The 24,426-nt window shown below is 66.4% G+C and carries 26 protein-coding genes; 9 read left to right on the top strand and 17 right to left on the bottom strand.

The window, feature by feature from the left end; translation table 11 throughout:
- Positions 1 to 41 precede the first annotated feature (41 nt).
- From queC to yccX, 11 genes are all read right to left on the bottom strand, one after another.
- A complete protein-coding gene (gene queC / locus TK90_RS02825) occupies positions 42 to 725 on the bottom strand; it encodes a 7-cyano-7-deazaguanine synthase QueC (protein ID WP_012981983.1) in 684 nt (227 codons plus the stop codon).
- 3 nt (positions 726 to 728) lie between these two features.
- Positions 729 to 1,427, bottom strand: coding sequence for a 7-carboxy-7-deazaguanine synthase QueE (queE, locus tag TK90_RS02820; RefSeq protein ID WP_012981982.1), 699 nt, complete (start codon positions 1,425 to 1,427; stop codon positions 729 to 731).
- The gene (gene ybgF, locus TK90_RS02815; RefSeq protein WP_049772253.1) at positions 1,424 to 2,152 is read right to left on the bottom strand and encodes a tol-pal system protein YbgF; all 729 of its coding nucleotides are present in this window, start codon (positions 2,150 to 2,152) and stop codon (positions 1,424 to 1,426) included. Before ybgF ends, queE begins: the two co-directional genes overlap by 4 nt.
- Positions 2,153 to 2,269: 117 nt before the next feature.
- A complete protein-coding gene (pal, locus tag TK90_RS02810) occupies positions 2,270 to 2,836 on the bottom strand; it encodes a peptidoglycan-associated lipoprotein Pal (RefSeq protein ID WP_012981980.1) in 567 nt (188 codons plus the stop codon).
- 39 nt (positions 2,837 to 2,875) lie between these two features.
- Positions 2,876 to 4,162 carry a Tol-Pal system beta propeller repeat protein TolB gene (gene tolB, locus TK90_RS02805; protein WP_012981979.1) on the bottom strand — a complete coding sequence of 429 codons (1,287 nt, stop codon included), beginning with the start codon at positions 4,160 to 4,162 and terminating at the stop codon, positions 2,876 to 2,878.
- A gap of 32 nt (positions 4,163 to 4,194) precedes the next feature.
- Positions 4,195 to 5,208, bottom strand: coding sequence for a cell envelope integrity protein TolA (gene tolA, locus TK90_RS02800; protein WP_012981978.1), 1,014 nt, complete (start codon positions 5,206 to 5,208; stop codon positions 4,195 to 4,197).
- An 11-nt stretch (positions 5,209 to 5,219) separates the two neighbouring features.
- Entirely contained in the window at positions 5,220 to 5,672 is a 453-nt protein-coding gene (gene tolR / locus TK90_RS02795) for a protein TolR (RefSeq protein ID WP_012981977.1), read from the bottom strand.
- A 3-nt stretch (positions 5,673 to 5,675) separates the two neighbouring features.
- On the bottom strand, positions 5,676 to 6,350 hold the full coding sequence (tolQ, locus tag TK90_RS02790) for a protein TolQ (protein WP_026148154.1): 675 nt from the start codon (positions 6,348 to 6,350) through the stop codon (positions 5,676 to 5,678).
- Between the two features lie 40 nt (positions 6,351 to 6,390).
- Positions 6,391 to 6,843 (bottom strand): tol-pal system-associated acyl-CoA thioesterase, encoded by a 453-nt coding sequence (ybgC, locus tag TK90_RS02785; RefSeq protein ID WP_012981975.1) that lies wholly within the window; start codon positions 6,841 to 6,843, stop codon positions 6,391 to 6,393.
- Positions 6,840 to 7,886, bottom strand: coding sequence for a Holliday junction branch migration DNA helicase RuvB (gene ruvB, locus TK90_RS02780; protein ID WP_012981974.1), 1,047 nt, complete (start codon positions 7,884 to 7,886; stop codon positions 6,840 to 6,842). The genes ybgC and ruvB overlap by 4 nt, the downstream gene beginning before the upstream one ends.
- Before the next feature lie 81 nt (positions 7,887 to 7,967).
- Positions 7,968 to 8,258 carry an acylphosphatase gene (gene yccX / locus TK90_RS02775; RefSeq protein WP_012981973.1) on the bottom strand — a complete coding sequence of 97 codons (291 nt, stop codon included), beginning with the start codon at positions 8,256 to 8,258 and terminating at the stop codon, positions 7,968 to 7,970.
- Between the two features lie 22 nt (positions 8,259 to 8,280).
- Between yccX and arsC the strand changes: the two genes are divergently transcribed.
- The 3 genes from arsC to TK90_RS02760 are packed head-to-tail and all read left to right on the top strand — an operon-like array spanning position 8,281 to position 9,610.
- Entirely contained in the window at positions 8,281 to 8,637 is a 357-nt protein-coding gene (gene arsC, locus TK90_RS02770; RefSeq protein ID WP_012981972.1) for an arsenate reductase (glutaredoxin), read from the top strand.
- The gene (gene wrbA, locus TK90_RS02765) at positions 8,634 to 9,251 is read left to right on the top strand and encodes an NAD(P)H:quinone oxidoreductase (RefSeq protein ID WP_012981971.1); all 618 of its coding nucleotides are present in this window, start codon (positions 8,634 to 8,636) and stop codon (positions 9,249 to 9,251) included. The genes arsC and wrbA overlap by 4 nt, the downstream gene beginning before the upstream one ends.
- Positions 9,248 to 9,610, top strand: coding sequence for a DUF2069 domain-containing protein (locus tag TK90_RS02760; protein WP_012981970.1), 363 nt, complete (start codon positions 9,248 to 9,250; stop codon positions 9,608 to 9,610). The genes wrbA and TK90_RS02760 overlap by 4 nt, the downstream gene beginning before the upstream one ends.
- Positions 9,611 to 9,622: 12 nt before the next feature.
- Here the strand turns inward: TK90_RS02760 and hda are convergent, their stop codons facing one another.
- From hda to TK90_RS02745, 3 genes are read right to left on the bottom strand one after another with little or no spacing between them, the layout of a single operon-like run.
- Positions 9,623 to 10,318 (bottom strand): DnaA regulatory inactivator Hda, encoded by a 696-nt coding sequence (hda, locus tag TK90_RS02755; RefSeq protein ID WP_041444301.1) that lies wholly within the window; start codon positions 10,316 to 10,318, stop codon positions 9,623 to 9,625.
- Between the two features lie 32 nt (positions 10,319 to 10,350).
- On the bottom strand, positions 10,351 to 11,430 hold the full coding sequence (locus TK90_RS02750) for an AI-2E family transporter (RefSeq protein WP_017925846.1): 1,080 nt from the start codon (positions 11,428 to 11,430) through the stop codon (positions 10,351 to 10,353).
- Positions 11,427 to 12,458 carry a DUF2066 domain-containing protein gene (locus TK90_RS02745; protein ID WP_017925845.1) on the bottom strand — a complete coding sequence of 344 codons (1,032 nt, stop codon included), beginning with the start codon at positions 12,456 to 12,458 and terminating at the stop codon, positions 11,427 to 11,429. The genes TK90_RS02750 and TK90_RS02745 overlap by 4 nt, the downstream gene beginning before the upstream one ends.
- Before the next feature lie 382 nt (positions 12,459 to 12,840).
- On the opposite strand from TK90_RS02745, the gene purM reads away from it, so the two are divergent.
- The 4 genes from purM to TK90_RS02725 are packed head-to-tail and all read left to right on the top strand — an operon-like array spanning position 12,841 to position 16,796.
- Positions 12,841 to 13,899 carry a phosphoribosylformylglycinamidine cyclo-ligase gene (purM, locus tag TK90_RS02740; RefSeq protein WP_012981966.1) on the top strand — a complete coding sequence of 353 codons (1,059 nt, stop codon included), beginning with the start codon at positions 12,841 to 12,843 and terminating at the stop codon, positions 13,897 to 13,899.
- Positions 13,896 to 14,633, top strand: a complete 738-nt coding sequence (purN, locus tag TK90_RS02735) for a phosphoribosylglycinamide formyltransferase (RefSeq protein WP_012981965.1) — start codon at positions 13,896 to 13,898, stop codon at positions 14,631 to 14,633. Before purM ends, purN begins: the two co-directional genes overlap by 4 nt.
- Positions 14,584 to 15,384 (top strand): DUF3108 domain-containing protein, encoded by an 801-nt coding sequence (locus TK90_RS02730; protein ID WP_012981964.1) that lies wholly within the window; start codon positions 14,584 to 14,586, stop codon positions 15,382 to 15,384. The genes purN and TK90_RS02730 overlap by 50 nt, the downstream gene beginning before the upstream one ends.
- A 5-nt stretch (positions 15,385 to 15,389) precedes the next feature.
- On the top strand, positions 15,390 to 16,796 hold the full coding sequence (locus TK90_RS02725) for an NAD(P)/FAD-dependent oxidoreductase (RefSeq protein ID WP_012981963.1): 1,407 nt from the start codon (positions 15,390 to 15,392) through the stop codon (positions 16,794 to 16,796).
- A 55-nt stretch (positions 16,797 to 16,851) separates the two neighbouring features.
- On the opposite strand, the gene ilvA is transcribed toward TK90_RS02725, so the two are convergent.
- Positions 16,852 to 18,366: a threonine ammonia-lyase, biosynthetic gene (gene ilvA / locus TK90_RS02720; protein ID WP_012981962.1), complete on the bottom strand. Its 1,515-nt coding sequence runs from the start codon at positions 18,364 to 18,366 to the stop codon at positions 16,852 to 16,854.
- Between the two features lie 96 nt (positions 18,367 to 18,462).
- On the opposite strand from ilvA, the gene rpiA reads away from it, so the two are divergent.
- Together rpiA and TK90_RS02710 are read left to right on the top strand one after the other, a co-directional pair.
- Positions 18,463 to 19,125: a ribose-5-phosphate isomerase RpiA gene (gene rpiA / locus TK90_RS02715; RefSeq protein ID WP_012981961.1), complete on the top strand. Its 663-nt coding sequence runs from the start codon at positions 18,463 to 18,465 to the stop codon at positions 19,123 to 19,125.
- Between the two features lie 12 nt (positions 19,126 to 19,137).
- Positions 19,138 to 19,347 carry a DUF2905 domain-containing protein gene (locus TK90_RS02710; RefSeq protein ID WP_012981960.1) on the top strand — a complete coding sequence of 70 codons (210 nt, stop codon included), beginning with the start codon at positions 19,138 to 19,140 and terminating at the stop codon, positions 19,345 to 19,347.
- Between the two features lie 76 nt (positions 19,348 to 19,423).
- Here TK90_RS02710 and TK90_RS02705 read toward each other — a convergent pair whose 3' ends face one another.
- Both TK90_RS02705 and TK90_RS02700 read right to left on the bottom strand, forming a co-directional pair.
- Positions 19,424 to 20,260: a rhodanese-like domain-containing protein gene (locus tag TK90_RS02705; RefSeq protein WP_012981959.1), complete on the bottom strand. Its 837-nt coding sequence runs from the start codon at positions 20,258 to 20,260 to the stop codon at positions 19,424 to 19,426.
- Positions 20,261 to 20,460: 200 nt separating this feature from the next.
- A complete protein-coding gene (locus TK90_RS02700) occupies positions 20,461 to 24,303 on the bottom strand; it encodes a DUF3683 domain-containing protein (RefSeq protein ID WP_012981958.1) in 3,843 nt (1,280 codons plus the stop codon).
- Positions 24,304 to 24,426 lie beyond the last annotated feature (123 nt).

The following is a 24,426-nucleotide window of genomic DNA, read 5'->3' as shown; positions in this document are numbered from 1 at the left end:
TCCGGATCCGGGGCCACCTGACGAGGGCGAACCGTCCGCCGTCAGCCTGCCCGGTAGAGCGTCGGGTCGGGGACACCAGCGGCCGCAAAACCTTCGCGACGGATACGGCAGCTGTCGCAGCGCCCACAGGCCCGCCCGTCCGGGTCGGCCTGATAGCAACTTACCGTCTGGGCGTAATCGACCCCCAGGGACGCCCCGGCACGGATGATCTCGGCCTTGCTCATGTGCATCAACGGTGCACGCACCTCCCAGCGTACGCCCTCCACCCCCGCACGGGTAGCAACCTGCGCAAGATCACGGAAGGCATCGATGAAGGCCGGACGACAATCCGGGTACCCGGAGTAGTCGACCGCATTCGCACCGACATAGAGCAGCCGGGCATCAAGCGTCTCGGCCAGCCCCAGCGCCAGGGAAAGAAACACCGTGTTGCGCGCCGGCACATAGGTAACCGGGATGCCTTCGCTCGCCTCGGTGGGCACTGCGATCGCGTCATCGGTGAGCGCAGAGCCGCCGATCGCGGTCAGATCGACCCGGACCACGCGGTGGTCCTGCACGCCCTGGGAGGCAGCCACGCGCCGCGCCGCGTCCAGCTCGGTGCGGTGGCGCTGGCCGTAGTCGATCGACAGGGCATGGCAGTCGAGCCCGTCGGCCCGCGCCATTGCCAGGCAGGTCGCCGAGTCCAGCCCGCCCGAAAGCAGGACCACCGCCTTTTCCGGTTGCGACATTACCTAACGCCCCGGCTGGTCGCCCCACAGGAGCTTGTGGAGCTGAAGCTGAAACCGCACGGCTAGTCGTTCGGCGACGATCCAGTCGGCCAGCTCGCGCGGGGCGAGCTCACCGAATACCGGCGAGAACAGGACCTCGACCCCGGGCGCGAGATCCAGGCGGCCGAGTTCGGCGCATGCCCAGTCGAAGTCCGCCCGGTTGGCGAGTACGAACTTCAACTGATCGCCGGCCGCCAGATGGGCGATATTGGCTTCCAGGTTGCGGTCCTGCTCGCCGGAACCCGGCGCCTTCCAGTCCATCACGACCGTAACGCGCGCATCGAGCCCGCCAATGTCGAGAGCGCCGCTGGTTTCCAGCGACACCCGGTAGCCGTCATCACACAGCCGCGCCAGCAGCTCGCGACAACCGGGCTGGGCCAGTGGCTCCCCACCCGTGACACAGACATGGCGCACACCCGTCTGGCCGACCCATGCGAGAATCGAGTCCAGCGCGCGCGCCTCGCCACCCTCGAAGGCGTAAGCACTGTCGCACCAGCGGCAACGCAGCGGGCACCCGGTCAGCCGCACAAACGCGGTCGGCCAGCCGGAATCCGCCGCCTCGCCCTGCAGCGAAACGAACATCTCGGTGATGCGGACTTGGGTCGCCCCTCCCGAATCGCCCCTGGTCGGTGCGCGCGTTGCGCGCACGGGGATCTCGGTCATTGCCCGTCGAGCCGCCGCAACCGCTCGCGCGCCAGGCGGTCGAGGGTCGTGCCGCCGAAATCGGCGCGCACCGCCTCCAGCGCCTCGCGGGCCTCGTCTTCGTTGCCCAGCTCGTAATGCGCATAGCCGATCTTGAGCAGGGCATCCCCGGACTTGTCGCTCTCCGGGTACTGCTCGCGCAAATGCTCGAAATCCTCCAGGGCCGCCTCGAAGTCGCCACTGGCATACTTGGCCTCGGCCAGCCAGTACCAGGCATTGGCGGAATAGTCGCTGTCGGGATAGGTCTCGATGAAGCGCTCAAGACCGCTCATCGCGGCGTTGTAGTCACCCGCCATCAACTGCTCGAAGGCCTCCTGGTAGGCCGCCTGCTCGTCCGCCTCGGGCAGGTCGAACTCGATGACCTCGTCCGCCGGGGCAGCGGCATCCGCAGGCGCGGCCGCGCCGGTCTCGAACGTGGCGACACGCTCGTCCAGGTTGCGGAATTGATCGCGCTGCCGGGCGTTCAGGCGCTCCAGCTCGTGGCGCAGCGTCTCCACTTCGCCCCGCAGCTCGCGCATCTCCCGGTTCATGGTTTCCGCACCCCGCAGGAGTTCCTGCATGGCGCTGGAATCCAGCGTCCGCTCGATGCGGTCCAGGCGCCGCGAGAGGTCCCGGATCTGCGACTGGGTGGCGAACACCTCGTCCTGGGCGACGGCTTCGCTGGCAAGCGGGCCCCAGGACCCCATCGCCAGGACCAACAGCCCGGCGGCAGCCGCCACACCGACCCGCGGAAAGAGAAATGCCCCCGGGGGGGCATTTCGGTTACTGCTACCTGCCAAACGCCGCATGGCGCCTCCCGTCATCTAGCGCCGGGATTCGTAGACCAGCTCGACCCGGCGATTCTTGGCCCAGGCCTCCTCGTTCTGCTCAAAGGCGACCGGCATTTCTTCACCATAACTGATGACCTCGATCTGGTCATCCGAGGCCCCGTTCAGGGTCAGGATACGGCGCACCGACTGTGCGCGGCGCTCGCCCAGCCCCAGGTTATACTCGCGAGTACCCCGCTCGTCGGTATGGCCCTCCAGCCGCAGGCGGGCCCCGGAGTTCTGCGACAGATAGGCCGCATGCGCCTCGAGCATATCCATGTACTGCGACTGCACCTCGTCACGGTCGAATTCGAAATAGACCAGGCGCTCGGCGAGCGGGCTGTCCGGGTCGTCCAGTGCGTCGGCATCGAACTGCCGATCACGACCCAGCGCACGGGCCTCGGCCTCACGGGCCTCGCGCTCGGCGCGCTCGCGTTCGGCCTCCTCGGCCGCGGCCCGTTCGGCCTCGCGTTCGGCATCCTCGGCATCACGCGTCGGCGTCGCACACGCCGACAGCGCCCCAATCACCATGGCCACAAAAAACCAGCGAAAGATCGTGCTCATCACGTCATTATCCTCGAAAAGCGGTTGTTATTAGGAAGATCAATTCAAGGGTGACCAGGCCGGTTCACGGACCTCGCCCTCCCTGGCAGCGAGACGCTGATGGACCTGTCCATCCTGACTCACCGAGCCCAGCACGCCACGCCCGCCGTCCGTCATCGCATAGATAATCATGCTGCCATTCGGGGCAAAGCTTGGCGATTCCGCGTCCCGCCCTTCCGTGAGGCGGGTCACACGGCGGTCGTTCAAATCGAGACGGGCCAGCTGGAATCCGCCATCACCACCGTGCACATAGACCAGATAGCGCCCATCCGGAGAAACCGTCGCGGCGGCCGCATAGCCGCTCTCGAAGGTCAGACGCCGGGGGCTGCCCCCCTCCCGCGGCAGCGCATAGATCTGCGGTGCACCCGCACGGTCGGAGGTGAAATAAAGGGTCTCGCCATCGGGCGACCAGACCGGCTCGGTTTCGATCGAGCGGGTCTGGGTCATCTGGCGCATCTCGCCTGTCTCCAGTTCCATCAGGTAGATGTTCGGCGCACCGTCGCGTGACAGGCTCAGTGCGAGATAACGGCCATCGGGCGACCAGGCAGGCGCACTGTTAATGCCGGTAAAGCTGGCCACCCGTTCGCGGCTGCCGGTCTCGACATTCTGGCGATAGACCTCGGAACGGCGATTCTCGAACGAGACGTACACCAATTCGCGCCCGTCCGGCGACCAGTCCGGCGACATGATCGGCTTCGCGGAACGAAACAGGGTGCGCGGATTGGCCCCGTCGGAATCGGCGACCTCAAGGGCAAAGCGCCGCTCGTCGCCGTTACGCTCCACACTCACGAACGCGATACGCGCACTGAATGCCCCCGGGTCACCGGTAATCTGTTCGTAGATGATGTCCGAGATGCGATGCGCCCCGCGCCGGAGCATGTCGCCAGGCACCGGAATGCGCCATCCACCCAGGCGTTCCTCGGACAGCACATCAAATACGTGAAACTCCACGAGGACGTCATCGCCATCACGGCGCTGATTGCCCACGACCAGATACTCGACCCCGGCGTCGGCCCAGGGCCCGGCAAGAAAGTCGGCCGGTCCGGACGGGGCCGCGGGCAGATCGTCCTGTTCGACATTGAACAGCCCACTACGGGCCAGATTGGCCGCGACAATCTGGGAAATGTCCTCGTCGAGTTCCCCCTCGCCCTCGTAGGTAAACGGCGCAACGGCTACCGGTATCGCCCCGGTAACGCCCTCGGTGACCGTGACTTCCAATACGGCCTGTGCCTGCGCCGCCCACAGCAGCAGCATGGCCGGCAGCATCCAGTGAATCAGTCGTCGCATGAGCTCCTCGTCAGGCGGGCATGGCCCGCGAATCAGTCCGGTTCAAATCGGATCCGCACCCCGCCACGCACCGCACTCGCATCCGGCGGGCGTGGCAGCGAACTCAGACGGTCCATGGTCTGGCGCACGGAGTCGCAGAACCGGCTGTCGCCGGAACAGCTTTCGATATCGAAGTCGATGATACGCCCGGTCTCGTTCACACGCACGAGAACAATGGCACGGTCCGAGGAGTCGATATCCGACGGCTGGCGCCAGCGCCGCTGGACCACCGACTGCACCTGGGCACGCCACTCATCCACTTCGCGATCCATCTGCGCCTGGCGCTCGGCGGCCTCGCGCCGTTCGCGCGCCTCCGCCAGGCGCTCCTGCTCGCGCTCCATCGCCTCGCGGCGGCGCTGCTCCTCCAGCTCGCGCTCCTGCTCGGCCCGACGCTCGGCCTCTTCCTGAGCGCGACGTTCGGCCTCTTCCTGCTCGCGGCGCTCCTGCTCCTCGCGGGCCTGGCGCTCGGCCTCTTCACGCTCGCGTCGCTCCGCCTCTTCGCGCTCGCGGGCCTCCTCGGCCTCCTGTCGCTCACGCTCCGCCGCCTCGCGCTCGGCACGGATGCGTTCACGCTCGGCCTCGGCTTCTTCCTGTGCGCGCTGGCGCTCCTCTTCGGCCTCGCGGCGGGCCTGCTCGGCTTCCTCGATCGCCTGCTGCCGCGCCCGTTCTTCCTCTTCGCGGCGGCGCTGCTCTTCGGCCTGTCGCCGCTCCTCCTCGCGGCGGGCCTCTTCTTCGGCACGCCGTTGCTCCTCTTCCTCGCGCAGCTGCTCGGCGACTTCTTCCTGACGAGCAACCTCGCGCTGGTGCTCGACCTGATCGAACGCCTCGGCATCCACCGCCACCGCGTCGATCACCTCAATGTCCTCCTGCACCGAGATCTCCACCGCAGCCTGCGAGGAGGTGGGAGATATCAGGCTGATATTGAACATCAACGCCGCAAACAGCACCCCGTGCAACAGGAGCACGAGGAGGAAGCTGACAGGATGACGGCGGACAAGCTCGAACACGGTGGCGGGAATCAGTCGCTGTTTTCGCGCGGCGGCTCGGTAATCAGACCGACACGCCCACCGCCCGCTCGCTGCAGGGCGATCATGGCGTCGATCACACGCCCGTAGTCCACGTTACGGTCGCCACGCACAAAAGTCTGGGTTCCCGGGTGCTCCGCCAGGAATTCGCGCACGATCTCGGTCATCTCCTGCGGCGCCAGCGGCTCGTCAATGATCGGCCCCTGGTTCAGGCTCATGGCCCCGCTGGCATCCACGGTCACCACCAGCGGCTCGGCCGCCTGTTCGTCCCGATCCAGGGCCTCGGCGTCCGCCTCCGGCAGGTCGACTTCCACGCCCTGCTGCAGCATCGGCGCGGTGATCATGAAGATGATCAAAAGCACCAGCATCACGTCGATAAACGGCACGACGTTGATCTGGGACATGGGCCGCCGCAGGCGGCGGCTGTTACGGCGCTGCTCGGACATGGGTCAGGCCGTGGCCTCGGAGGCCGTATCCGTGGACTTCGCGTGCACCTGTCGGTTGAGCAGGGCCACGAACTCGTCATTGAAGTTCTCCAGGCGCACGGCCACGCGGTCGACATCCCCCGCAAAGCGGTTGTAGGCGATCACGGCCGGGATCGCAGCGAACAGGCCCAGCGCCGTGGCAATCAGTGCCTCCGCAATGCCGGGTGCCACCATCGCAAGGGTCGCCTGCTGCACCCCGGAAAGCCCCAGGAAGGCATGCATGATGCCCCAGACCGTGCCGAACAGGCCGATATACGGGCTGGTCGACCCCACCGTGGCGAGGAACTGCAGATAACGCTCCATCTCGTCAATCTCGCGTGCGATCGCCACACGCATGGCGCGCTGGGCGGGCTCACCGGCCGGGATGCCATGCTGGCGCGCACGCAGAAATTCCTTGAACCCAGAGGAGAAGACGTGCTCCATGCCCGTCATTTCCTGCTTGCGCCGCACCCCTTCGTAGAGGTGAGACAGATCGGCCCCCGACCAGAAGCGCTCCTCGAAATCATCGCAGGCGCGGTGCGCCGCGTTCAGGGATCTGGCCTTGACGATAATCGCCAGCCAGGAGAGTACGGAGGCGAGCACCAGAATCACCATCACCAGCTGGACCACCAGGGTCGCCTCCATCACCAGCTGGTACATCGAAAAGTCGACTGCCACTTGTCCGTCTCCCGTTACAGCGTTATTTGGTTCCGGCCGCGCGCGCTACCGGTCCGTGATCATGATGTCGACGCAAGGCCTCCAACACCGGGCCGGGGATCGCGGCGGGCGCCTGGCGCGCCACCTCGACACAGGCAATCCCCACCTCGCCGCTGGCCAGGGTCTCCCCGTCGCGCTCCACCCCCTGGTGGAACTCCAGGCTCGCCCGGCGCAGCGAATGCAGCCGGCAGGTCACCGTCAGGGCATCGTTGAAGCGCGCCGGGCGCCGCATGTCCACACAGCAGCGGCGCACCGCAAAAACGATCCCGTATTCCTCGCGCAATGCATCCTGCTCGAACCCCAGCGCGCGCAACCACTCGGTTCGCGCGCGCTCCATGAACTTGAGGTAGTTCGCGTGGTAGACCACGCCGCCGGCGTCAGTGTCTTCGTAATAGACCCGCACCGGCCACTCGAACGGGGCGTCAGAATCCGTCATCGACGATCTCCGCCCTGGCTGTCGACCGGCGCCAACAGGTCGGGTTCCACCGACCCGGCCAGACCGAACATCGCCAGCGTCCGCCGCGTAGCCTGACGCCCGCGCGGGGTTCGCTGCAGATACCCCTGCTGGATCAGAAACGGCTCGACCACATCCTCCAGGGTGCCGCGATCCTCGTTCAGCGCCGTGGCCAGGCTCTCGACTCCAACGGGACCGCCGTCGAATTTCTCGACCAGCACCTCGAGCAGGCGTCGATCCTGGGCATCCAGGCCCGAGGCATCTATCGCCAGCAAATCCAGCGCCTGGGCCGCAACCTCGGCGGTAATCACCCCGGACGCGCGGACCTCGGCATAGTCACGTACGCGCCGCAACAGGCGATTGGCCAGGCGCGGCGTGCCCCGCCCGCGGCGTGCGATCTCCGCCGCCCCTTCAGGCTCGATCCCGACACCGAGCAATCCGGCGGCGCGGCCGACAATATGGGCGAGATCGGTGACAGTGTAATGATCGAGTCGCTGAACGATGCCAAACCGGTCACGCAACGGCGCCGAAAGCAGGCCCGCGCGGGTGGTCGCGCCCACTAGTGTGAACGGGGGCAAGTCCACCTTGATCGAGCGCGCCGCCGGCCCCTCGCCAATCACGATGTCGAGCTGACCGTCCTCCAGCGCCGGATACAGGATCTCCTCGACCACGGTCGGCAGGCGGTGGATCTCGTCAACGAACAGGACATCCTGGGGCTCCAGCGCGGTCAGGATCGCGGCCAGGTCGCCGGCGCGCTCCAGAACCGGACCCGAGGTCTGGCGCAGCCCCACCCCGAGTTCGTTCGCCACGATATGGGCCAGGGTCGTCTTGCCCAGGCCCGGAGGGCCGGCCACCAGGGTATGGTCCAGGGCCTCCCCGCGCCCGCGCGCCGCCTCGATGAACAGGCCCAGTTGTTCAACCACCCGGGGCTGTCCGGTGTAGTCGTCCAGCCGTTTGGGACGCAGGCTGACCTCCACCCGCGGGTCCTCCGACTGACTCTGCATATCAACCAGGCGTGATTCCATGACCCCGCAGTATGCATCCGTCGCGATGGCGTTTATAGACCCCTTTGGAACTTTGGACTCAGCGTCCCGACACCAGACGACTCAGTCAGTCCTGAAGCCCGTCGGCAGCGGCTCGGGCGACGGCACAGCCTGCGCCTCCAGCCCCTCCACGCGGGCCATGCGCGGGCCTTCCCGGAGCCATGTCTCCAGCCGGTCCAGGGCATCCGGGGAACCGACCGCCAGCACCTCCACACGACCGTCCGGCAGGTTGCGCGCATACCCTGTCAGTCCGAGCGCCTGCGCCTGTTCCCGGGTCGAGGCGCGAAAGAACACGCCCTGCACGCGCCCCCTGACATGCCAGCGGCGGGCGTGGGTATCATGGGCCTTTGCCATCGATGACCTCCGGAGTCGATTCATGTCCGATGCCCCTACGCTGTATCACAACCCGCGCTGCAGCAAGTCGCGCGCGGCCCTCGCCCTGCTGCGGGAGCAGGGCGTGGAGCCCGAGATCGTGGAATACCTGAAGACACCACCGGACGCCGCCACCTTGAAGAGCGTGATCGAGAAGCTGGGCATTCGCCCGCGCGACCTGCTGCGCACCGGCGAGGCGGAGTACCGCGAGCTGGGCCTGAAGGACGCCGAGATGGATGACGAGGCGCTGATCCAGACCATGATCCAGCACCCGAAACTGATCGAGCGGCCGATCCTGGTCGCCGGGGGCCAGGCCCGCATCGGACGCCCACCGGAACAGGTCCTGGAGATCCTGTCGTGAGCAGCACGACGGAGATCCTGGTCCTGTACTACAGCCGCTACGGGGCGACCGCCGAGCTGGCCCGCCAGGTCGCAACCGGCGTCGAAAAGGCCGGTGCCTCCGCGCGGGTGCGCACCGTAGCCCCGGTCTCCACGAATATCGGGGAGGACCGTCCGGCGGTGCCCGAGGACGGGCCGCCCTATGCCGAACTGCGCGATCTCGAGGAATGCGCAGGGCTGGTCATGGGTTCGCCGACCCGCTTCGGCAACATGGCCGCACCGCTGAAGTACTTCCTCGACGGCACCAGCGGGCTGTGGGCCAGCGGCGGGCTGGTGGACCGACCCTTCGGCGTCTTCACCAGCACCGCCACCCAGCATGGCGGGCAGGAGACCACCCTGCTGAGCATGGCACTGCCGCTGATCCATCAGGGCATGCTGTGGGTCGGCGTGCCCTACACCGTGCCGGAACTGAACAGCACCACCAGCGGCGGGACCCCCTATGGCGCCAGCCATGTCGCCGGCACCCAGGGCGATCAGGCGGTGACACGCGACGAACAGCGCATCGCAACAGCCCTTGGGGAACGCGTCGCGCGTATCGCCCTGCGCCTCGACGCGGCACCTGGCGCCCCGGCATGATCGCGCTGTCTCGCGCCCTGGCCCTGGCCGGCTTTCTTGGACTGCTGCTGCTGATCCTGATCTGGACCACCTGGATCGCCCCGCCGGAGATCGTCCCGGTTTGGCTGGCGCTGATCGTGCTGGTCATGCCGCTGTTGTTTCCGCTGCGCGGGATGCTGCACGGAAGGCGCTACACCCATGCCTGGTCCAGCCTGCTGGCGCTCGCCTACATCACACTCGGGATCACCATCGGCGCGGCCGCGGAGGACCGGCTCTACGGCCTCCTGATGACCGGTACCAGCCTCGCCTGGTTCGCGGGCAGCCTGCTGTTCGTGAAACTGGACGCCCGGCGGGCCCGCGCGGCGGCCGAGCAACCTTAGGCAATCCCGGATTCAGCCCATGCGGGCCAGCTGTTCGCGCACGAACGGGATGGTCAGTCGCCGCTGCTGGGCCAGCGCGGCCAGATCCAGACGGTCCAGCAGCGCCAGCAAGGTGGACAGGTCACGCGAGCAGCGGCGCAGCAGGTAATCCGCGACCGGCTCCGGCAGCTCCAGCCCGCGCAGTGCCGCGCGCTGCGCCAGGATCTCCTTGCAGGCCACATCATCCGGCCGCTGCATCCGGAACACCGGGCCCCAGGCCAGGCGCGAGGCCAGATCCGGCAGCCGCACCGGGAGGCCCTCGGGAGGCGCCGCCGCCGCCAGCAGCACCCGACAGCCGGCGTCGCGCAGCCGATTCACCAGCCCGAACAGGGCCTCGTCCCAGTCTCCGCGCCCCACCACGGCCTCCAGGTCATCCAGCGCCACCAGACACGAACGTTCCAGGCCATCCAGCACTGCCATCGGCGGCGCCTCGGCGACTTCACCCAGCGGCAGGTAGCTGACCGGATCCCCGCGCTCATGACCCTGATAACAGGCGGCCTGCAACAGGTGCGTCTTGCCGGAGCCGGAAGGCCCGTGCAGCAGGATCTGTGGCTCCTGGATCCCGGTCCCGACACTCAGGGCCTGTACGGCGTCCCGCGCCAGGGCGTTACCCCGTGCATAAAAACCGGAAAAACGCGAGGCGTCCCGCAGGCGCAGATCCAGCGGCAGCTGACGCTCGAGCGGGCTGTTGCCCTCGGATCTCACGGGGTATCGGCCTCGGCTGCGTTCATGCCCCGATAGCGCGCCAGCGCCTGACGCACCGCCACCGCCAGCACCGCCGCCACCGGCAGCGCGAGCAGAACCCCGAAGAAACCGAACAGTTGACCGCCGGCGAGCACAGCAAAGATCACCGCCACCGGATGCAGCCCAGTCCGGTCCCCCACCAGCCATGGCGTCAACACCACCGATTCCAGGACCTGCGCCACCGCAAAGATCACCAGCACCGCCAGCAACAGCGTCCAGCCATCGCCCTGGAACAGCACGGCCGCCGTGGCCAGCACAATGCCCACGATCACACCCACATAGGGGACGAAACTGACCAGCCCGGCAATCAGGCCAATGGCCAGCCCCATCTGCACGCCCGCCACACTGAGGGTAATCGCGTAGAACAGCCCCAGCGCCAGCATCACCAGCAACTGCCCGCGCAGAAACGCCCCCAGGGTATTGTCCGATTCCACCGCAAAACGCGTGACCGGATCACGCCAGGCGCGCGGCAGCAGGTCATGCAGCCCCGCGACCAGCCGTGGCCAGTCACGCAGCAGATAGAAACTGACCACCGGGATCAGCACCAGATTGAGCACGCCCAGCACCAGGGCGCTGGTCGAGCTGCCCAGCCAGTGCAGCAGCCCGCCCGCCAGCCCGCCGGCCTCGCGCCAGTGTTCGGCCAGCAGCTCCTGCAGTGCCGCCGGCTCCAGGGCCGGCAGGCGATCGCCCGCCTGCTGTTCGATCCAGGGACGGACCTGCTCGTCGAACCAGGCGATCACCTCGGGCAACAGCAGCATCAGGCGCTCGAACTGGGCCATGGCCAGCGGGATCAGGACCAGCACCAGCCCCGCCAGCCCGAGCATCACCAGCACGAAGATCACCAGCGTGGCCAGGGTGCGTGAACCGCCCGTGCGCACCGCCAGGCGCGTGACCAGCGGGTTGAACAGGTAGCCGATCAGAAGCGCGATCAGAAACGGTGTGAGAATCGGCGCCAGTAGATAGAGTGCAACCCCCAGGATCACCAGCCCGACCAGGGCCGCCAGCGTGGCGGTGGAGAACGGTGCCGGAGAGTTCACTCGCGGCGCAGCCAAGCCTTCGCCTCGGAATCGCCGTGCGGGTCTTCCGCCACGCCGTAGCCGCTGGCGTGCAAGAGGTCTACCAGGTCATCCGGCGCCAGTCCCGTGCGCACCTCGAGCGTCACCGCGTTACCACCCAGTGAATCCAGCCTTGCACTCTCGATGGCCTCGATCTGCGCCAGCTCCCGCCGCAATGCCTCGAACGCGGGAAAGCCCTCGACCCCGACAAAGCCCAGTTTCACCCAGTCGGGCTCGGCGGCAACGCGCGCCAGCGGTGCCACGACCTGGTCAAGACCATCCTCAACCGCCGCGCGGGCCGCGGCGGCCGGGGATTCGCCACGGCCCTCGCTACGGTACTCGCGCCCACCATGCACGGTGATGGCACGCGCCTCGGCACCACCCCCGACCGGGCGTACATGCAGCGCCACGATACCCGTCGACCCGTAGCGCCTGGCCGCTTCCTGCAGCGGCTCGGTCACGCCACCGATCACATCCCCCGCCTGCGCGGCGCGGCGATCTTCCAGATCCCCCAGCGGCAGCACGAAAGGCGTGCCGCGATCGCGCCCCAGCGCGTCAATCCCGGCCAGCACATCGGCCTCGTCCTGGGTGGAGCCCAGCAGGTGGCGGCGCCCGCCCTCCTCGTATACCGCCCAAACCAGCAGTTGCGGGCGCGCGCCCAGCACTACGGGCACGTCGGCCGCGCGCAGGGCACTGCGTAGCCGGTCGCGATCGAATTCCAGGCGGTATTCCCCGTCGTCCACCTCCTGGCGCCGACGCAGGGCCTCAATACGCCCCTCCTCGTCCAGCTCCAGCAACAGGACCTGCACCAGTTCGCTCAGCTCCGGCGAACGCTGCCCGGCCACGCGCACCAGCGCCTGTTCCAGGCCTTGCGCCAGCGCGGCCGTTTCGTCCTCCGCATGGACATTCACCACCACGGCATCATCTGCCAGCAACGGGGAGACCCCCACCAGCAGACACAGGAGCAGGCACGCAGCCAGGGCGCGGGACGGACGAAAGAGGCGCAGCATAAGGTTGAATGGCGTTTTCGACAGGCGCCCAAAATACCACAGCGCCCCAGGGAAACACCGATCCATGTATACGCTCGCGGCTTCGTCGCTTTTGCGTGCGTTTAATGCGCGGTGACCGCCGTGCAGTCATTCTGCACAAGGGAGCCGCAACGCTGCGCGCGCGCCCGTTTTGGATCACAACGGGCGAGTAGAACCACTACCCGCCCCACGACGCGCCTTGTCTCGGACAACCTGGGGTGCCAACGCGAGCGTGTACATTCATCAGTGTTTCCCTAACCTGCAGTGCCCGACTTTTTGCACGCCCCCCGGCGCCTCGCTACCATGCCGGATTCCGCGAGCGCCGCCGGATACCGGATGCGGCCACCAACCACCCAGGGTACCCATGTCCGAAACCCGTTCAGGCCTGACCTACCGCGAGGCCGGTGTCGACATCGAGGCCGGCGCCGAGCTGGTCGAACGCATCAAGCCACATGCCGCCCGCACGCAGCGCCCCGGCGTCATGGCCGGGCTGGGCGGCTTTGGCGCCCTGTTCGAGCTGCCGATGGATCGCTACAGGCAGCCCGTCCTGGTCTCCGGCACTGACGGCGTGGGCACCAAGCTGCGCCTGGCCCAGGAGACGGGGCGGCATGACAGCATCGGCATCGATCTGGTGGCGATGTGCGTGAACGACATCGTGGTGCAGGGGGCCGAGCCGCTGTTCTTCCTCGACTACTACGCCACCGGGCACCTGGACGTCGACATTGCCGCGGATGTCGTCACCGGTATCGCCACCGGCTGCGAACAGGCCGGCTGCGCCCTGATCGGGGGCGAAACGGCCGAAATGCCCGGCATGTACCAGGGCGAGGACTACGATGTCGCGGGCTTTGCGGTCGGCATTGCCGAAAAAGAAGCCCTGATCGATGGCACTCGGGTCAGCGCGGGCGACGTCGTGCTCGGGCTGGCCTCCAGCGGCCCGCACTCCAACGGATACTCCCTGATTCGGCGCGTGCTGGAACACGCCGGCGCGGCCCTGGATGCCCCGCTGCCAGGGGCCGAAGGCACCACACTGGGCGATGCCCTGATGGCGCCGACCACCATCTACGTGCGCCCGCTGCTGGATCTGATGCAACAGTTTCCGGTACACGCGGCGGCCCACATCACCGGCGGCGGCCTGACCGAAAATCTCCCGCGGGTGCTGCCGGACCAGCTGTGCGCCCGCATCGACCCGCAGGCCTGGCAGTGGCCGCCCGTGTTCGACTGGCTGCAACAGGCCGGCGACATCGCGCCGGAAGAGATGCTGCGCACATTCAACTGCGGGATCGGCATGACCGTGATCCTGCCCGAAGACCGCGTCGAGGCCGCCAGTTCGACACTGGCCCGTGCAGGCATCCCGAGCTGGCCGATCGGCGTGATCGAGGACTGCGAAGACACGGCCCCCGGGGTGGTCTACGCCGCGCGATGAGCAGTACCACCGGACCCGCAAACCCGGAGTCCCTGCCACGCCTGGTTATCCTGATCTCCGGGCGCGGCAGCAACCTCGGCGCCCTGATCAAGGCCTGCAACAGTGGCCACATTCAGGCCCGGATCGTCGGCGTCATCAGCAACCGCCCTGACGCAGGCGGGCTGGCCTACGCCAAACAGCACGCGATCCCGGCACGCGTCCTGAACCACCGCGACTATCCATCGCGCGAGGCCTTTGACGCAGACCTGGCCGAGACGATCGAGGCCTTTGACCCCGATCTCGTGATCCTGGCCGGCTTCATGCGCATCCTGACCCCCGGATTCGTCGATCGCTTCACGGGACGGCTGTTGAACATTCACCCCTCCCTGTTGCCGAAGTACCGTGGGCTGGACACACATGCCCGCGCGCTGGCCGACGGGGAGGACGAACACGGCGCCAGCGTGCATTTTGTCACCCCCGAACTGGACGGCGGCCCGGTGATCATGCAAGCCCGCGTGCCGGTCCTGCCCGATGACACGCCGGAGAGCCTCGCCACCCGTGTCCAGCGCGCCGAACACCGGCTGTATCCCGAGGTCGTGCGGCGCCTGTGTTCAGGGGAAATTCAGTGGCGCGACCGCATCGTGACCGGGGACGACACCCCGCTGACGGTCCCGCTGCAGCTCGAAACCAATGAGGTAGTACCCGATGTTGAAGCTCCCGAGGAACGGAGCCCTGTGCCGCGCGACGCGGACTAGCCTGCTGGCCGCCCTGCTCCTGCTGGGACAGGCCCTGCTGGCGTCCGCTGCCGCCAATGAGCCCCAGGAGGGTCCGCGCCTGCCGCCATTCACGGCCAGCTACGAGGCCCAGGCCATGGGCAACACCCTGAACGCGCGGATCACCCTGAACCACGAGGATGTACAGACCCGCATGGCCATGGATGCCCATGTATCCGGCTTTCTGCGGATCCTCGGTCGCTTCGAGCTGAGCCGCGAGGCGCTGATGAACGCCAACGACGTCGGCCTGCAGCTGGTCACTTCGCGCAGCCGCGAAGTGACGCCCCGCCGCGAACGCAAGGTCGAAACTCGCTTCGACTGGGAAGAAGACCGCGCGATCGGACATGTAGACAACGAGCGTTTCGAAATCGAAGTGCCCCCGCATACCCTCGACTTTCTCGGCTCGCTGTACTTCATGATGCAGCGTCTGGAGGCGGGTGACCTCGCCGGAGAGGGTGACGGCGAAACGGTACAGACCCTGGAACGTGACCGCCTGCGCCAGTACCGTTTCGAGTACGCCGACACCGAGACGATCGAATCCCCGATGGGTCGCATCGAGACCGTGCGCGTGGTGCGCAAGAGCCAGGACAGCGACATCGAACTCTCCGCCTGGTTCGCGCCCGACCTCAGCCACCTGCCGGTACGTTTCGACTACGAGGCCGATGGCCGCGTATTCGAGCTGAAGCTGACCCGGCTGGAATGGCACGACCCGATCATTGACCTGACCGAGTAGACACCATGAGCGAGACCTTTGACCTGGCCATCATCGGAAGTGGCCCCGGGGGCTATCGTGCCGCCGTTCTGGGCGCCCTGCGCGGGCTCAACGTCGTCATCGTCGAAAAGGGCGACTGGGGCGGCTGCTGCCTGAACCGCGGCTGCGTGCCGAAGAAGGACTGGTACCACACCGCACGCACCGTCGCCGCGCAACGCCACTTCGAGGGCCGCGGCATCAGCGGCCGCCTCAAGGCCGACATGGCCCGCGCCTGGGACCATCAGAAGGAGGTCGTGACCACCGTGCGCGACTCCTACCTCGGCTACATGAAGCACCTGAAGATCCAGTACCGCCACGGGACTGCCCGCTTCCGCGATGCCGAGACCCTCGAGGTCGCGACGGAGGATGGCACCGAGACCGTCCAGGCTCGCCACACCATCATTGCCACCGGCGCCACCGCCACCGTCCCGGCCCCGTTCGCGGTCGAGCCCGGCCGCGTACTGACCACCGACATGCTGTTCAACGACAAGCCACCGGCGGGCGAGCGCGTCGCGATCATCGGTTCCGGCGTGGTCGCCACCGAGTTCGCCTGGATCTTCCACCATCTCGGCAAGAAGGTGACCTGGCTGTCGCGCTCCAAGCCGCTGTCCACCCAGAAGTTCAGCCCGCAGGCGCTGGGCACGCTGAAGGAGCAGCTGGCCGCGGACGGCATCGAGCCCGTTCGGGTCAAGGGATATGACAAGGTCGAGACCTCCGAGGCTGGCGTGGTCATCACCGACGCCGAGGGCAACACCTTCGAGGTCGACTGGGTCCTGCTCGGCACCGGGCGCACCCCGCATACCGAGGGCCTGAACCTCGACGAAATCGGGGTGAAAACCGACGCCCGCGGCTTCGTGAAGCGCCGCCCCACCCTGCAGACCGATATCGACACCATCTACGCCATCGGCGATGTCGCGAGCGAATGGCAGACCGCGAACCATGCCCTGGCGGACGCGACCATCGCGGTGGAGAACATCCAGAACGGCAACACCCGCGAGCAGGACGAGCGCTTCGTACCGATCGCGATCTATTCCGCGGTGGAGATGGCGCGCTTGGGGCTCGACGAGGACGACGCCGAGGACGAGGAGCTGGAGCCGGCGGTCGGCTTCGCCGCCTTCGAGACCTCCCCGCGCGCGCTGGGCCAGGACGAGCCGGAGGGCTTCGTCCGCCTGATCGGCGACATGGATACCGGGGCCCTGCTGGGCGGCGAGGTGATCGGCGCCGACGCCGGCGAGTTGATCCACATCCTGTCGCTGGCCCCCGATCGCGATACCGCGCTGTCCTGGATTGCCCGCGGCCAGTGGAACCACCCAACCCGCGCCGAGGAATTCCTCAATGCAACGGAGACCCTCGCCTCGAAGTGGAACCTGAAGTCGGAGATCTTCGGGCTTTAGCGGACACGGGCGGCACAAGGATGTGCCCCCAATAGCCGCCTAAGCCGAAACGCGATCAGCGCAAGAACAGCGAGTAGGCCGGGTTGCCCGTCTCCTCGTGCCACGGGTAGCCGACTTCCTTCAAGAATTCGCGGAAGCGCGCGCGATCCTCGGCCGGGATCTGCATCCCCACCAGCACGCGGCCGTAGGCGGCCCCGTGGTTGCGGTAGTGGAACAGGCTGATGTTCCAGGTCTGGCCCATATGGGTCAGAAAGTTCAGCAGGGCCCCCGGGCGCTCGGGGAACTCGAAGCGGTACAGGCGTTCATTGCGGACCTCGCCGCCATGGCCCCCAACCATGTGGCGCAGGTGCAGCTTGGCCACCTCGTTTTCGGTCATGTCCATGACCTCGTAGCCCTGTGCCTCCAGTGTCTCGCGAATCGCCTCGCGCTCGGCATCGCCCCCTTCCAGCTTGATGCCGGCAAACACATGGGCGCGTTCATCATCGGCGTAGCGGTAGTTGAACTCGGTGATGCCGCGTTTTCCGATGGCCTGGCAGAACTGTCGGAAACTCCCCGGGCGTTCGGGAATGGTGACCGCAAACAGGGCCTCGCGGTGTTCGCCGATCTCGGCGCGCTCGGCGACGTGACGCAGCCGGTCGAAATTGATGTTGGCCCCGCTCAGCACGGCGGCAAAATCGCCCCCCGTGATCCCCTCGCGGGCGATGTACTGCTTCATCCCGGCCACGGCCAGCGCACCCGCGGGCTCCGCCAGCACGCGGGTATCGTCAAAAATGTCCTTGATCGCCGCGCAAATCGAATCGGTGTCCACCAGCAGGACCTCGTCGACCAGCTCGCGCACCAGGCGGAAGGTCTCCTTGCCCACCTGGCGCACGGCGGCACCGTCGGCAAAGATCCCGACCTGCTTCAGCGTGACGCGACGATTCTGTTGCAGCGCCTTGTACATGGACGGGGCATCGTCCGGCTCGACCCCGATCACCTTGATCTCCGGACGCAGACGCTTGATGTAGGCGGCCATGCCCGCCGCCAGGCCTCCACCACCGATGCAGACGAACACCGCATCCAGCGGCGCGGAGTGCTGACGCAGCAGCTCCATCGCCACGGTGCCCTGCCCGGCGATTACGTCCGGATCGTCAAACGGGTGGATGAACGTATAGCCATGCTTCTCCTGCAGGGTCCGCGCATGCGCGGCCGCCTCGTCGAAAGAATCGCCATGCAGCACCGCCTTGCCGCCAAAACGGCGCACGGCATCGATCTTGATCGACGGGGTAGTCACCGGCATCACGATCACGGCCTTGATTCCCAGGTGGCTCGCCCCCAGCGCCACGCCCTGTGCATGGTTGCCGGCGGACGCGGCAATCACGCCTTTCTTGCGCTGCTCGGGCGTGAGCTGCGCAATCTTGTTGTAGGCCCCGCGCAGCTTGAACGAAAACACCGGCTGCAAATCCTCGCGCTTGAGCCAGATGCTGGAACCCAGTCGCTGCGAGAGCGTCGGCATGACCTCCAGCGGCGTCTCGCGCGCGACGTCGTAGACGCGTGCCGTGAGGATTTTCTCAAGGTAGGGGACTGTCATGGCCGGAACGATAGCACGGCGCGAATCATGCTTGTCTCGGTTGCGCGCCAGTCGGTATCCTCGTTGGGTTATGGACAGGACAGACGAGACAGCGTAATGACTCAGGACGAAATGAAGAAGGCGGTCGCCGAGGCCGCGCTCGAACGCATCGAAAGCGGCTGGATCGTGGGTGTCGGCACCGGCTCGACCGCGAACTACTTTATCGATGCCCTGGCCCGGATCAAGGGCAAGATCGACGGTGCAGTGGCCTCCAGCGAGGCCAGCGCGGAACGCCTGCGCGGGCACGGGATCGAGGTCCTGGACCTGAACTCCGCCGGCCCCCTTCCGATCTATGTCGACGGGGCTGACGAGGCCACCCGGCACCTGCACCTGACCAAGGGCGGGGGCGGTGCGCTAACCCGCGAAAAGATCGTCGCGGCGGCGTCCAAGACCTTCGTCTGCGTCGTGGACGAGACCAAGGTCGTGGATTACCTGGGGGCCTTCCCGCTGCCGGTCGAGGTGATCCCGATGGCGCGCAGCCATGTGGCCCGTGCCCTGTCGAAGCTGGGCGGAAACCCGGAGCTGCGCGAGGGCTTCAAGACCGACAACGGCAATGTAATCCTCGACGTTCACAACCTGCGTATCATGAATCCGGTGGAGCTGGAGTCGGAGCTGGACCATATCGCCGGCGTCGTCACCAACGGCCTGTTCGCCCGCCGCCCGGCGGACGTGATGCTCGTGGGCTCGCCCGCAGGCGTCGAGGAGATGACCGCCAAGTAAGCGCTCCCACCGATGAGCGAAACCGGTAAGTGGTTGATCGTGATCAGCGGGCTGATCGTCGTGATCGGCCTGCTGTGGCCCTGGCTGGGCAAGATGCCCTGGGGTCGCCTGCCGGGCGACATCGTGATCGAACGCGAGAACGCCCGCTTTTATTTTCCGATCACCACGATGATCATCATCAGCGTGGTGATCTCGATCGTTCTCGCAATCTTTCGGCGCTGATATCGTTCCAGCAAAAAGGGGCCGGAATCATCGATTCCGGCCCCTTTTTTATGCGAACTACAATGCGCGCCCTGGATCAGCGTGCCATGACCTCGTCATAGAACCGCTGCAGCCCCCCCTCCAGGAAGTAGTAGTCATCCACTCCGAGTTCTTCCAGGTGATACTGCAACCAGCGGACCTGCTGGCCATACTGGTCGAAGATCAACAGGGTCTGCTCGTTGCGTCGGGCCTGATCCACGATGCGATCCAGGGCACTGATATCCGACAGAGGCGCTCCGACCTCGCGGCCGCCAAACAGCGAGATCTCGTCGCGTTCGCCGCGGCTGCGGATATCCACAACGACGACATCCTCACCCTGGCGGGCGCGCCGGGAGAACGCATCGGCCGCCAGCACGCGCGCCTCGAAGGCGTCCTCGCTGATCAACTCGTCCTCGACCTCGTTGGCGGGCTCGCCACGGAAACGAGCCAGCCCTGGGTAGCGTTCGACCCAGTCCTGCATGCCGGCATCGTAAGCTTGTGCCGCAGCCACGCCAAGCTCGTTGGCCCGGGCAGCCGCACGGTAGCCGGCATAGCTCTGCCGACCGTTGCAGTAGAACACCAGCGGGCTGCCGTGTTCCTCTTCCAGCGCCAGGATCTGCTGATCGAAGTCTTCGCTGTCGAGATCGACGTGATGAGCGCCCTCGATATGCAGGATGTCGTATTCGAGCCGGGGGCGAACGTCGACCACGGTGGAGCCCGACAACTGGCCGCGCAGATCGAACAGATCTACCGCCTCGACGCCAAAGCGTTCATAGAGCGGGCGGCCAGGGAATTCCACAAAAGGTTGCTGGGCCGAGGCCACGATGGGGGCTCCGGCCAGACTCAGGCACAGGGCCACCAGGGCCACTCGGGGGCGAGCGAAACGAACGATCATGCGAACTCCCTTGGTTGACGATGGGCGTCCGCGAACTGCGGCCCACGAATCGCCCTTTAGCCCTCCGGGTCCCGACCCGGAACGCACATCCCGCGATGCACGTTCTGGCAGGGTACCCGGTTGCCCCGATTGTAGCCAACCATACGCGGCTTTCCAGGCGTGGGCCTTGCCCCCGTCCTGGTGCCGCAGCGTCGCCCCCCCTAAAGGAGGACCTTCTCGATGCCGCCCTCGCGCGCCCGGTCGATGAAGCCCTTCTGCCAGCCCTCGCCCATCAGGCGGTTGGCCATCTCGACCACGATGTAGTCGGTGTCCAGCCCCGTGTCGTCGCGGTAGCGCGACAGGCCCTGCTGACAGGCGGGGCAGGAGGTCAACAGCTTGACGTTGCCGTTTTCGGCCTTGTCCTCGCCGGTGAGCTGACGGATACCCTTGTGCAGCTCTTCCTGCTTGCGGAAGCGCACCTGGGTGGCAATATCCGGACGGCTGACCGCAAAGGTGCCGGCCTCGCCACAGCAGCGGTTGGACTGCAGCACTTCCTGGCCCAGCAGCTTTCCTGCCACGTCGGTCGGCTTGTGCGACTTCATCGGCGAGTGGCAAGGGTCGTGGTACATGTACTGTACGCCCTTGAGCCCCTCGAGCTTCACGCCCTTCTCCATCAGGTATTCGTGGATATCGAGCAGCCGGCAGCCCGGAAAAATGCGCTCGAATTCGTACTTGAGCAGCTGATCCATGCAGGTGCCGCAGGAGACCACCACGGTCTTGATGTCCAGGTAGTTCAGCGTGGTCGCCACGCGATGGAACAGCACCCGATTCTCGGTGGTGATCTGCGAGCCCTTGTCGAAGTCGCCGTTGGAGTTCTGCGGGTAGCCACAGCACAGGTAGCCGGGCGGCAGAACCGTCTGCGCGCCAACGTCGTAGAGCATGGCCAGCGTGGCCAGGCCGACCTGACTGAACAGGCGTTCGGAGCCGCAGCCGGGGAAGTAGAACACCGCGTCCGAGTCGAGATCGGTCTTGACCGGATCGCGCAGGATCGGCACGTAGCGCGAATCCTCCAGTCCCAGCATCTGCCGCGTCGTCTGGCTCGGAAGACCTGCGGGCATCGGCTTCTTCACGAAGTGCACGACCTGCTCGTGCATCGGCGCCTTGCCCGTGGTCGAGCGCGGGCGCTTGCCCTCGCCCAGCAGGTTGAGCTTCTTGAAGGTGTAATGGCCGAGCCGCTGGGCGGCATACCCCAACTGGATCGCACCCTTGCGGATGCCCTTGATCCTGGACGGGTCCTTGGTGTTCAAAAACGCCATGGACATCATCGTTGCCGGCGTGGCCTTGCGCTTGCCCTTCTTCTTCAGGATCGAGCGCATGTGCATGGTCACGTCGCCGAAGTCGATGTCAACCGGGCACGGATTCAGGCACTTGTGGCAGATCGTGCAGTGGTCGGCCACATCATTCATCTCGTCGAAGTGGTGCAGCGACAGACCTCGGCGGGTCTGCTCCTCGTATAGAAACGCCTCGACGATCAGCCCGGTCGCCAGGATCTTGTTGCGTGGCGAGTACAGCAGATTGGCCCGCGGAACGTGCGTATTGCACTCCGGCTTGCACTTGCCGCAGCGCAGGCAGTCCTTGATCTCGTCGTTGAGATCGCCCAGCTCGCTCTGCTCCAGGATCAGCGCCTCCTGCTTCACCAGGCGCAGGGACGGCGTGTAGGCGTTGGACAGCCCGGAGCCCTCGAGCAGCTTGCCGGCGTTGAACACGCCATTGGGGTCGACCTGCTGCTTGTACTTTGCGAACGACTCGATGCGCTCGGGCTCCAGATACTGCATCTTGGTCAGCCCGATCCCGTGTTCGCCGGAGATCACTCCGTTCAGCTCACGGGCCAGACGCATCACGTCATCCACCAGGCGTTCGGCCTGGTGCATCATCTGGTAGTCGTTGGAGTTGACCGGGATGTTGGTGTGCACATTGCCGTCACCCGCGTGCATGTGCAGGGCGATGAACAGCCGACTCGTCAGCACACGGTCGTGGATTGCGGCCAGGCGCTTGCGCACCGACTCCATCTGATGACCGTCGAAAATCTCGAACAGCGGACGCTCCACCTCCGCGCGATAGGAGATGCGCAGGCTGCGCCGCAGCAAGAGGTTGATCAGCTTGTCGTGGTCACGGCGATCGGCGCGGGCGGGTTCGTCCAGCAGCTCGTCGCACTCGGAGGCCAGCGTGAAGAAGTTGTCCGCGATCGCCTTCCAGCGCTTCTGCACCGCCTCGAGCTTCTCCACCGCGCGTTCGCGCTTGGCCTCGAACCACTGCTGCCCTTCGCCGCCGGTATCCTCCAGCAGTTCGCGCAGTTCGGGGTGGTCGCCGCGCATGCACTCCAGCACCTCGTCGACCATCGCCAGTTTGTTCTTCAGTGACTCGCGCACGTTCAGGGTCTCGACCCCCTCGGTGTACTCGGCAAGTCGCTCCAGCGGGATCACCACGTCCTCGTTGATCTTGAACGCGTTGGTGTGGTGGGCAATCGCGGCGGTGCGCGCACGATCGGCCCAGAAACGCTTGCGTGCCTCCGGGCTCACGGCGATGAAGCCCTCGCCGTTGCGGGCATTGGCGGCACGCACCATCTTGGCGGCGAGCTTGCCCAGGGCATCCTCGTTGTCGGAGACGATGTCGGCGATCAGCACCATTTTCGGCTGCTCGCCGCGGGCACCCTTGGGGGTGTACTTGACCGCGCGCACGTAGCGCTCGTCCAGGTGCTCCAGCCCCGCCAGCAGGACGCCGTCCTCGGCATCCACCGCGTCCTTGATCTCGACGATCGCCGGGACGGCCTGGTGCAGATCGGTCCCGTAGAACTCCAGGCAAACCGTGCGGATGTTGTCCGGCATCCGGTGCAGGATGAACTCGGCCGAGGTAATCAGCCCGTCACAGCCCTCCTTCTGGATACCCGGAACGCCCATCAGGGTCTTGTCGGTCACATCTTTACCCAGGCCGACCTTGCGGAAGCGCGCACCGGGCATTTCCAGCGTCTCGGGTTCGCCCCTGGGGGTACGACCGTCGGGGCCATAGCGAGTGATGCGAAACCGCACTATCTCCGCGTCATGGATCTTGCCGAGGTTGTGGTCCAGGCGCTCGACCCGCATCCAGTCGGCCTCTGGGGTGACCATCGTCCAGGAGGCCAGGTTGTCCAGCGCGGTTCCCCAGAGCACGGCCTTCTTGCCCCCGGCGTTCATCGCGACGTTGCCGCCGATGGTGGAGGCATCCTGCGAGGTGGGATCCACCGCGAACACCAGCCCGTTCTCGGCGGCCAGCTCGGAGACGCGCTTGGTCACCACGCCGGCCTCGACACGCACGACGGCCACGTCCTGATCAACACCCGGGAGCGGGCGACGCTCGACCGGGCCGATCCCTTCGAGCTTTTCGGTATTGATGACCGCGGAACGCTTGGACAGCGGCACGGCACTGCCGGTATAGCCGGTACCACCACCACGCGGGATCACGGTCAGGCCCAGTTCGATACAGGCGGCGACCAGCGGCCCCATCTCTTCCTCGGAGTCCGGCGTCAGCACGACGAACGGCAGCTCGACGCGCCAGTCGGTGGCGTCGGTGACGTGGGAGACACGGGCCAGGCCCCCGAACTGGATGTTGTCCTTGTGTGTCAGGCCCTTCAGACGCTTGCGCACACGCTCGCGCAGCTCCAGCGTCTGCTGGAACTCGTCGGCAAATGCGGTCACCGCGGCCTGGGCACGGCGCGCCAGCGTCAGCGCCTTCTCGTTGCCGTCGGCACGCTTGCGGATCTGGTCCAGGCGATGCTGCATCGCATCGATCAGCGATTTGCGGCGCTTCTTGTCGTCCAGCAGGTCGTCCTGGATATACGGGTTGCGGGCGACCACCCACATGTCGCCAAGCACCTCGAACAGCATGCGCGCGGACACACCCGTCTGGCGTTCCCCACGCAGTTCGTTGAGGAGGTCCCAGGTATCGGAACCCAGGAAGCGGATGACAATTTCGCGGTCGGAGAATGAAGTGTAGTTATAGGGTATTTCTCGAACGCGTTCGGCGGTCATTGAGGCTTGGCCCCCCGATCAGAATGAGCGCAAAGAGTAACGGCTCCGTGCGGGAGGCGCACGAAGTCGCACTCTTCGTCCATGCTTTTGGGCACCAAAGTACCTGCCGTTCGCCGCGCAGGT

It is taken from the genome of Thioalkalivibrio sp. K90mix, from assembly GCF_000025545.1.
In the GTDB taxonomy this organism is placed as follows: domain Bacteria; phylum Pseudomonadota; class Gammaproteobacteria; order Ectothiorhodospirales; family Ectothiorhodospiraceae; genus Thioalkalivibrio.
This window is presented reverse-complemented; position numbering and strand designations above follow the sequence as displayed.

Coding starts and splice junctions, on each gene's coding strand:
- TK90_RS02745 (WP_017925845.1), bottom strand. CDS start 12,458: ATGCTGCGCCTCTTTCGTCCGTCCCGCGCCCTGGCTGCGTGCCTGCTC.
- ybgF (WP_049772253.1), bottom strand. CDS start 2,152: ATGGGGTCCTGGGGCCCGCTTGCCAGCGAAGCCGTCGCCCAGGACGAG.
- queE (WP_012981982.1), bottom strand. CDS start 1,427: ATGACCGAGATCCCCGTGCGCGCAACGCGCGCACCGACCAGGGGCGAT.
- TK90_RS02760 (WP_012981970.1), top strand. CDS start 9,248: ATGATCGCGCTGTCTCGCGCCCTGGCCCTGGCCGGCTTTCTTGGACTG.
- tolB (WP_012981979.1), bottom strand. CDS start 4,162: ATGCGACGACTGATTCACTGGATGCTGCCGGCCATGCTGCTGCTGTGG.
- arsC (WP_012981972.1), top strand. CDS start 8,281: ATGTCCGATGCCCCTACGCTGTATCACAACCCGCGCTGCAGCAAGTCG.
- purN (WP_012981965.1), top strand. CDS start 13,896: ATGAGCAGTACCACCGGACCCGCAAACCCGGAGTCCCTGCCACGCCTG.
- ilvA (WP_012981962.1), bottom strand. CDS start 18,366: ATGACAGTCCCCTACCTTGAGAAAATCCTCACGGCACGCGTCTACGAC.
- TK90_RS02700 (WP_012981958.1), bottom strand. CDS start 24,303: ATGACCGCCGAACGCGTTCGAGAAATACCCTATAACTACACTTCATTC.
- tolR (WP_012981977.1), bottom strand. CDS start 5,672: ATGTCCGAGCAGCGCCGTAACAGCCGCCGCCTGCGGCGGCCCATGTCC.
- TK90_RS02730 (WP_012981964.1), top strand. CDS start 14,584: ATGTTGAAGCTCCCGAGGAACGGAGCCCTGTGCCGCGCGACGCGGACT.
- TK90_RS02710 (WP_012981960.1), top strand. CDS start 19,138: ATGAGCGAAACCGGTAAGTGGTTGATCGTGATCAGCGGGCTGATCGTC.
- yccX (WP_012981973.1), bottom strand. CDS start 8,258: ATGGCAAAGGCCCATGATACCCACGCCCGCCGCTGGCATGTCAGGGGG.
- ybgC (WP_012981975.1), bottom strand. CDS start 6,843: ATGACGGATTCTGACGCCCCGTTCGAGTGGCCGGTGCGGGTCTATTAC.
- TK90_RS02705 (WP_012981959.1), bottom strand. CDS start 20,260: ATGATCGTTCGTTTCGCTCGCCCCCGAGTGGCCCTGGTGGCCCTGTGC.
- rpiA (WP_012981961.1), top strand. CDS start 18,463: ATGACTCAGGACGAAATGAAGAAGGCGGTCGCCGAGGCCGCGCTCGAA.
- pal (WP_012981980.1), bottom strand. CDS start 2,836: ATGAGCACGATCTTTCGCTGGTTTTTTGTGGCCATGGTGATTGGGGCG.
- purM (WP_012981966.1), top strand. CDS start 12,841: ATGTCCGAAACCCGTTCAGGCCTGACCTACCGCGAGGCCGGTGTCGAC.
- ruvB (WP_012981974.1), bottom strand. CDS start 7,886: ATGGAATCACGCCTGGTTGATATGCAGAGTCAGTCGGAGGACCCGCGG.
- queC (WP_012981983.1), bottom strand. CDS start 725: ATGTCGCAACCGGAAAAGGCGGTGGTCCTGCTTTCGGGCGGGCTGGAC.
- tolQ (WP_026148154.1), bottom strand. CDS start 6,350: ATGTACCAGCTGGTGATGGAGGCGACCCTGGTGGTCCAGCTGGTGATG.
- TK90_RS02725 (WP_012981963.1), top strand. CDS start 15,390: ATGAGCGAGACCTTTGACCTGGCCATCATCGGAAGTGGCCCCGGGGGC.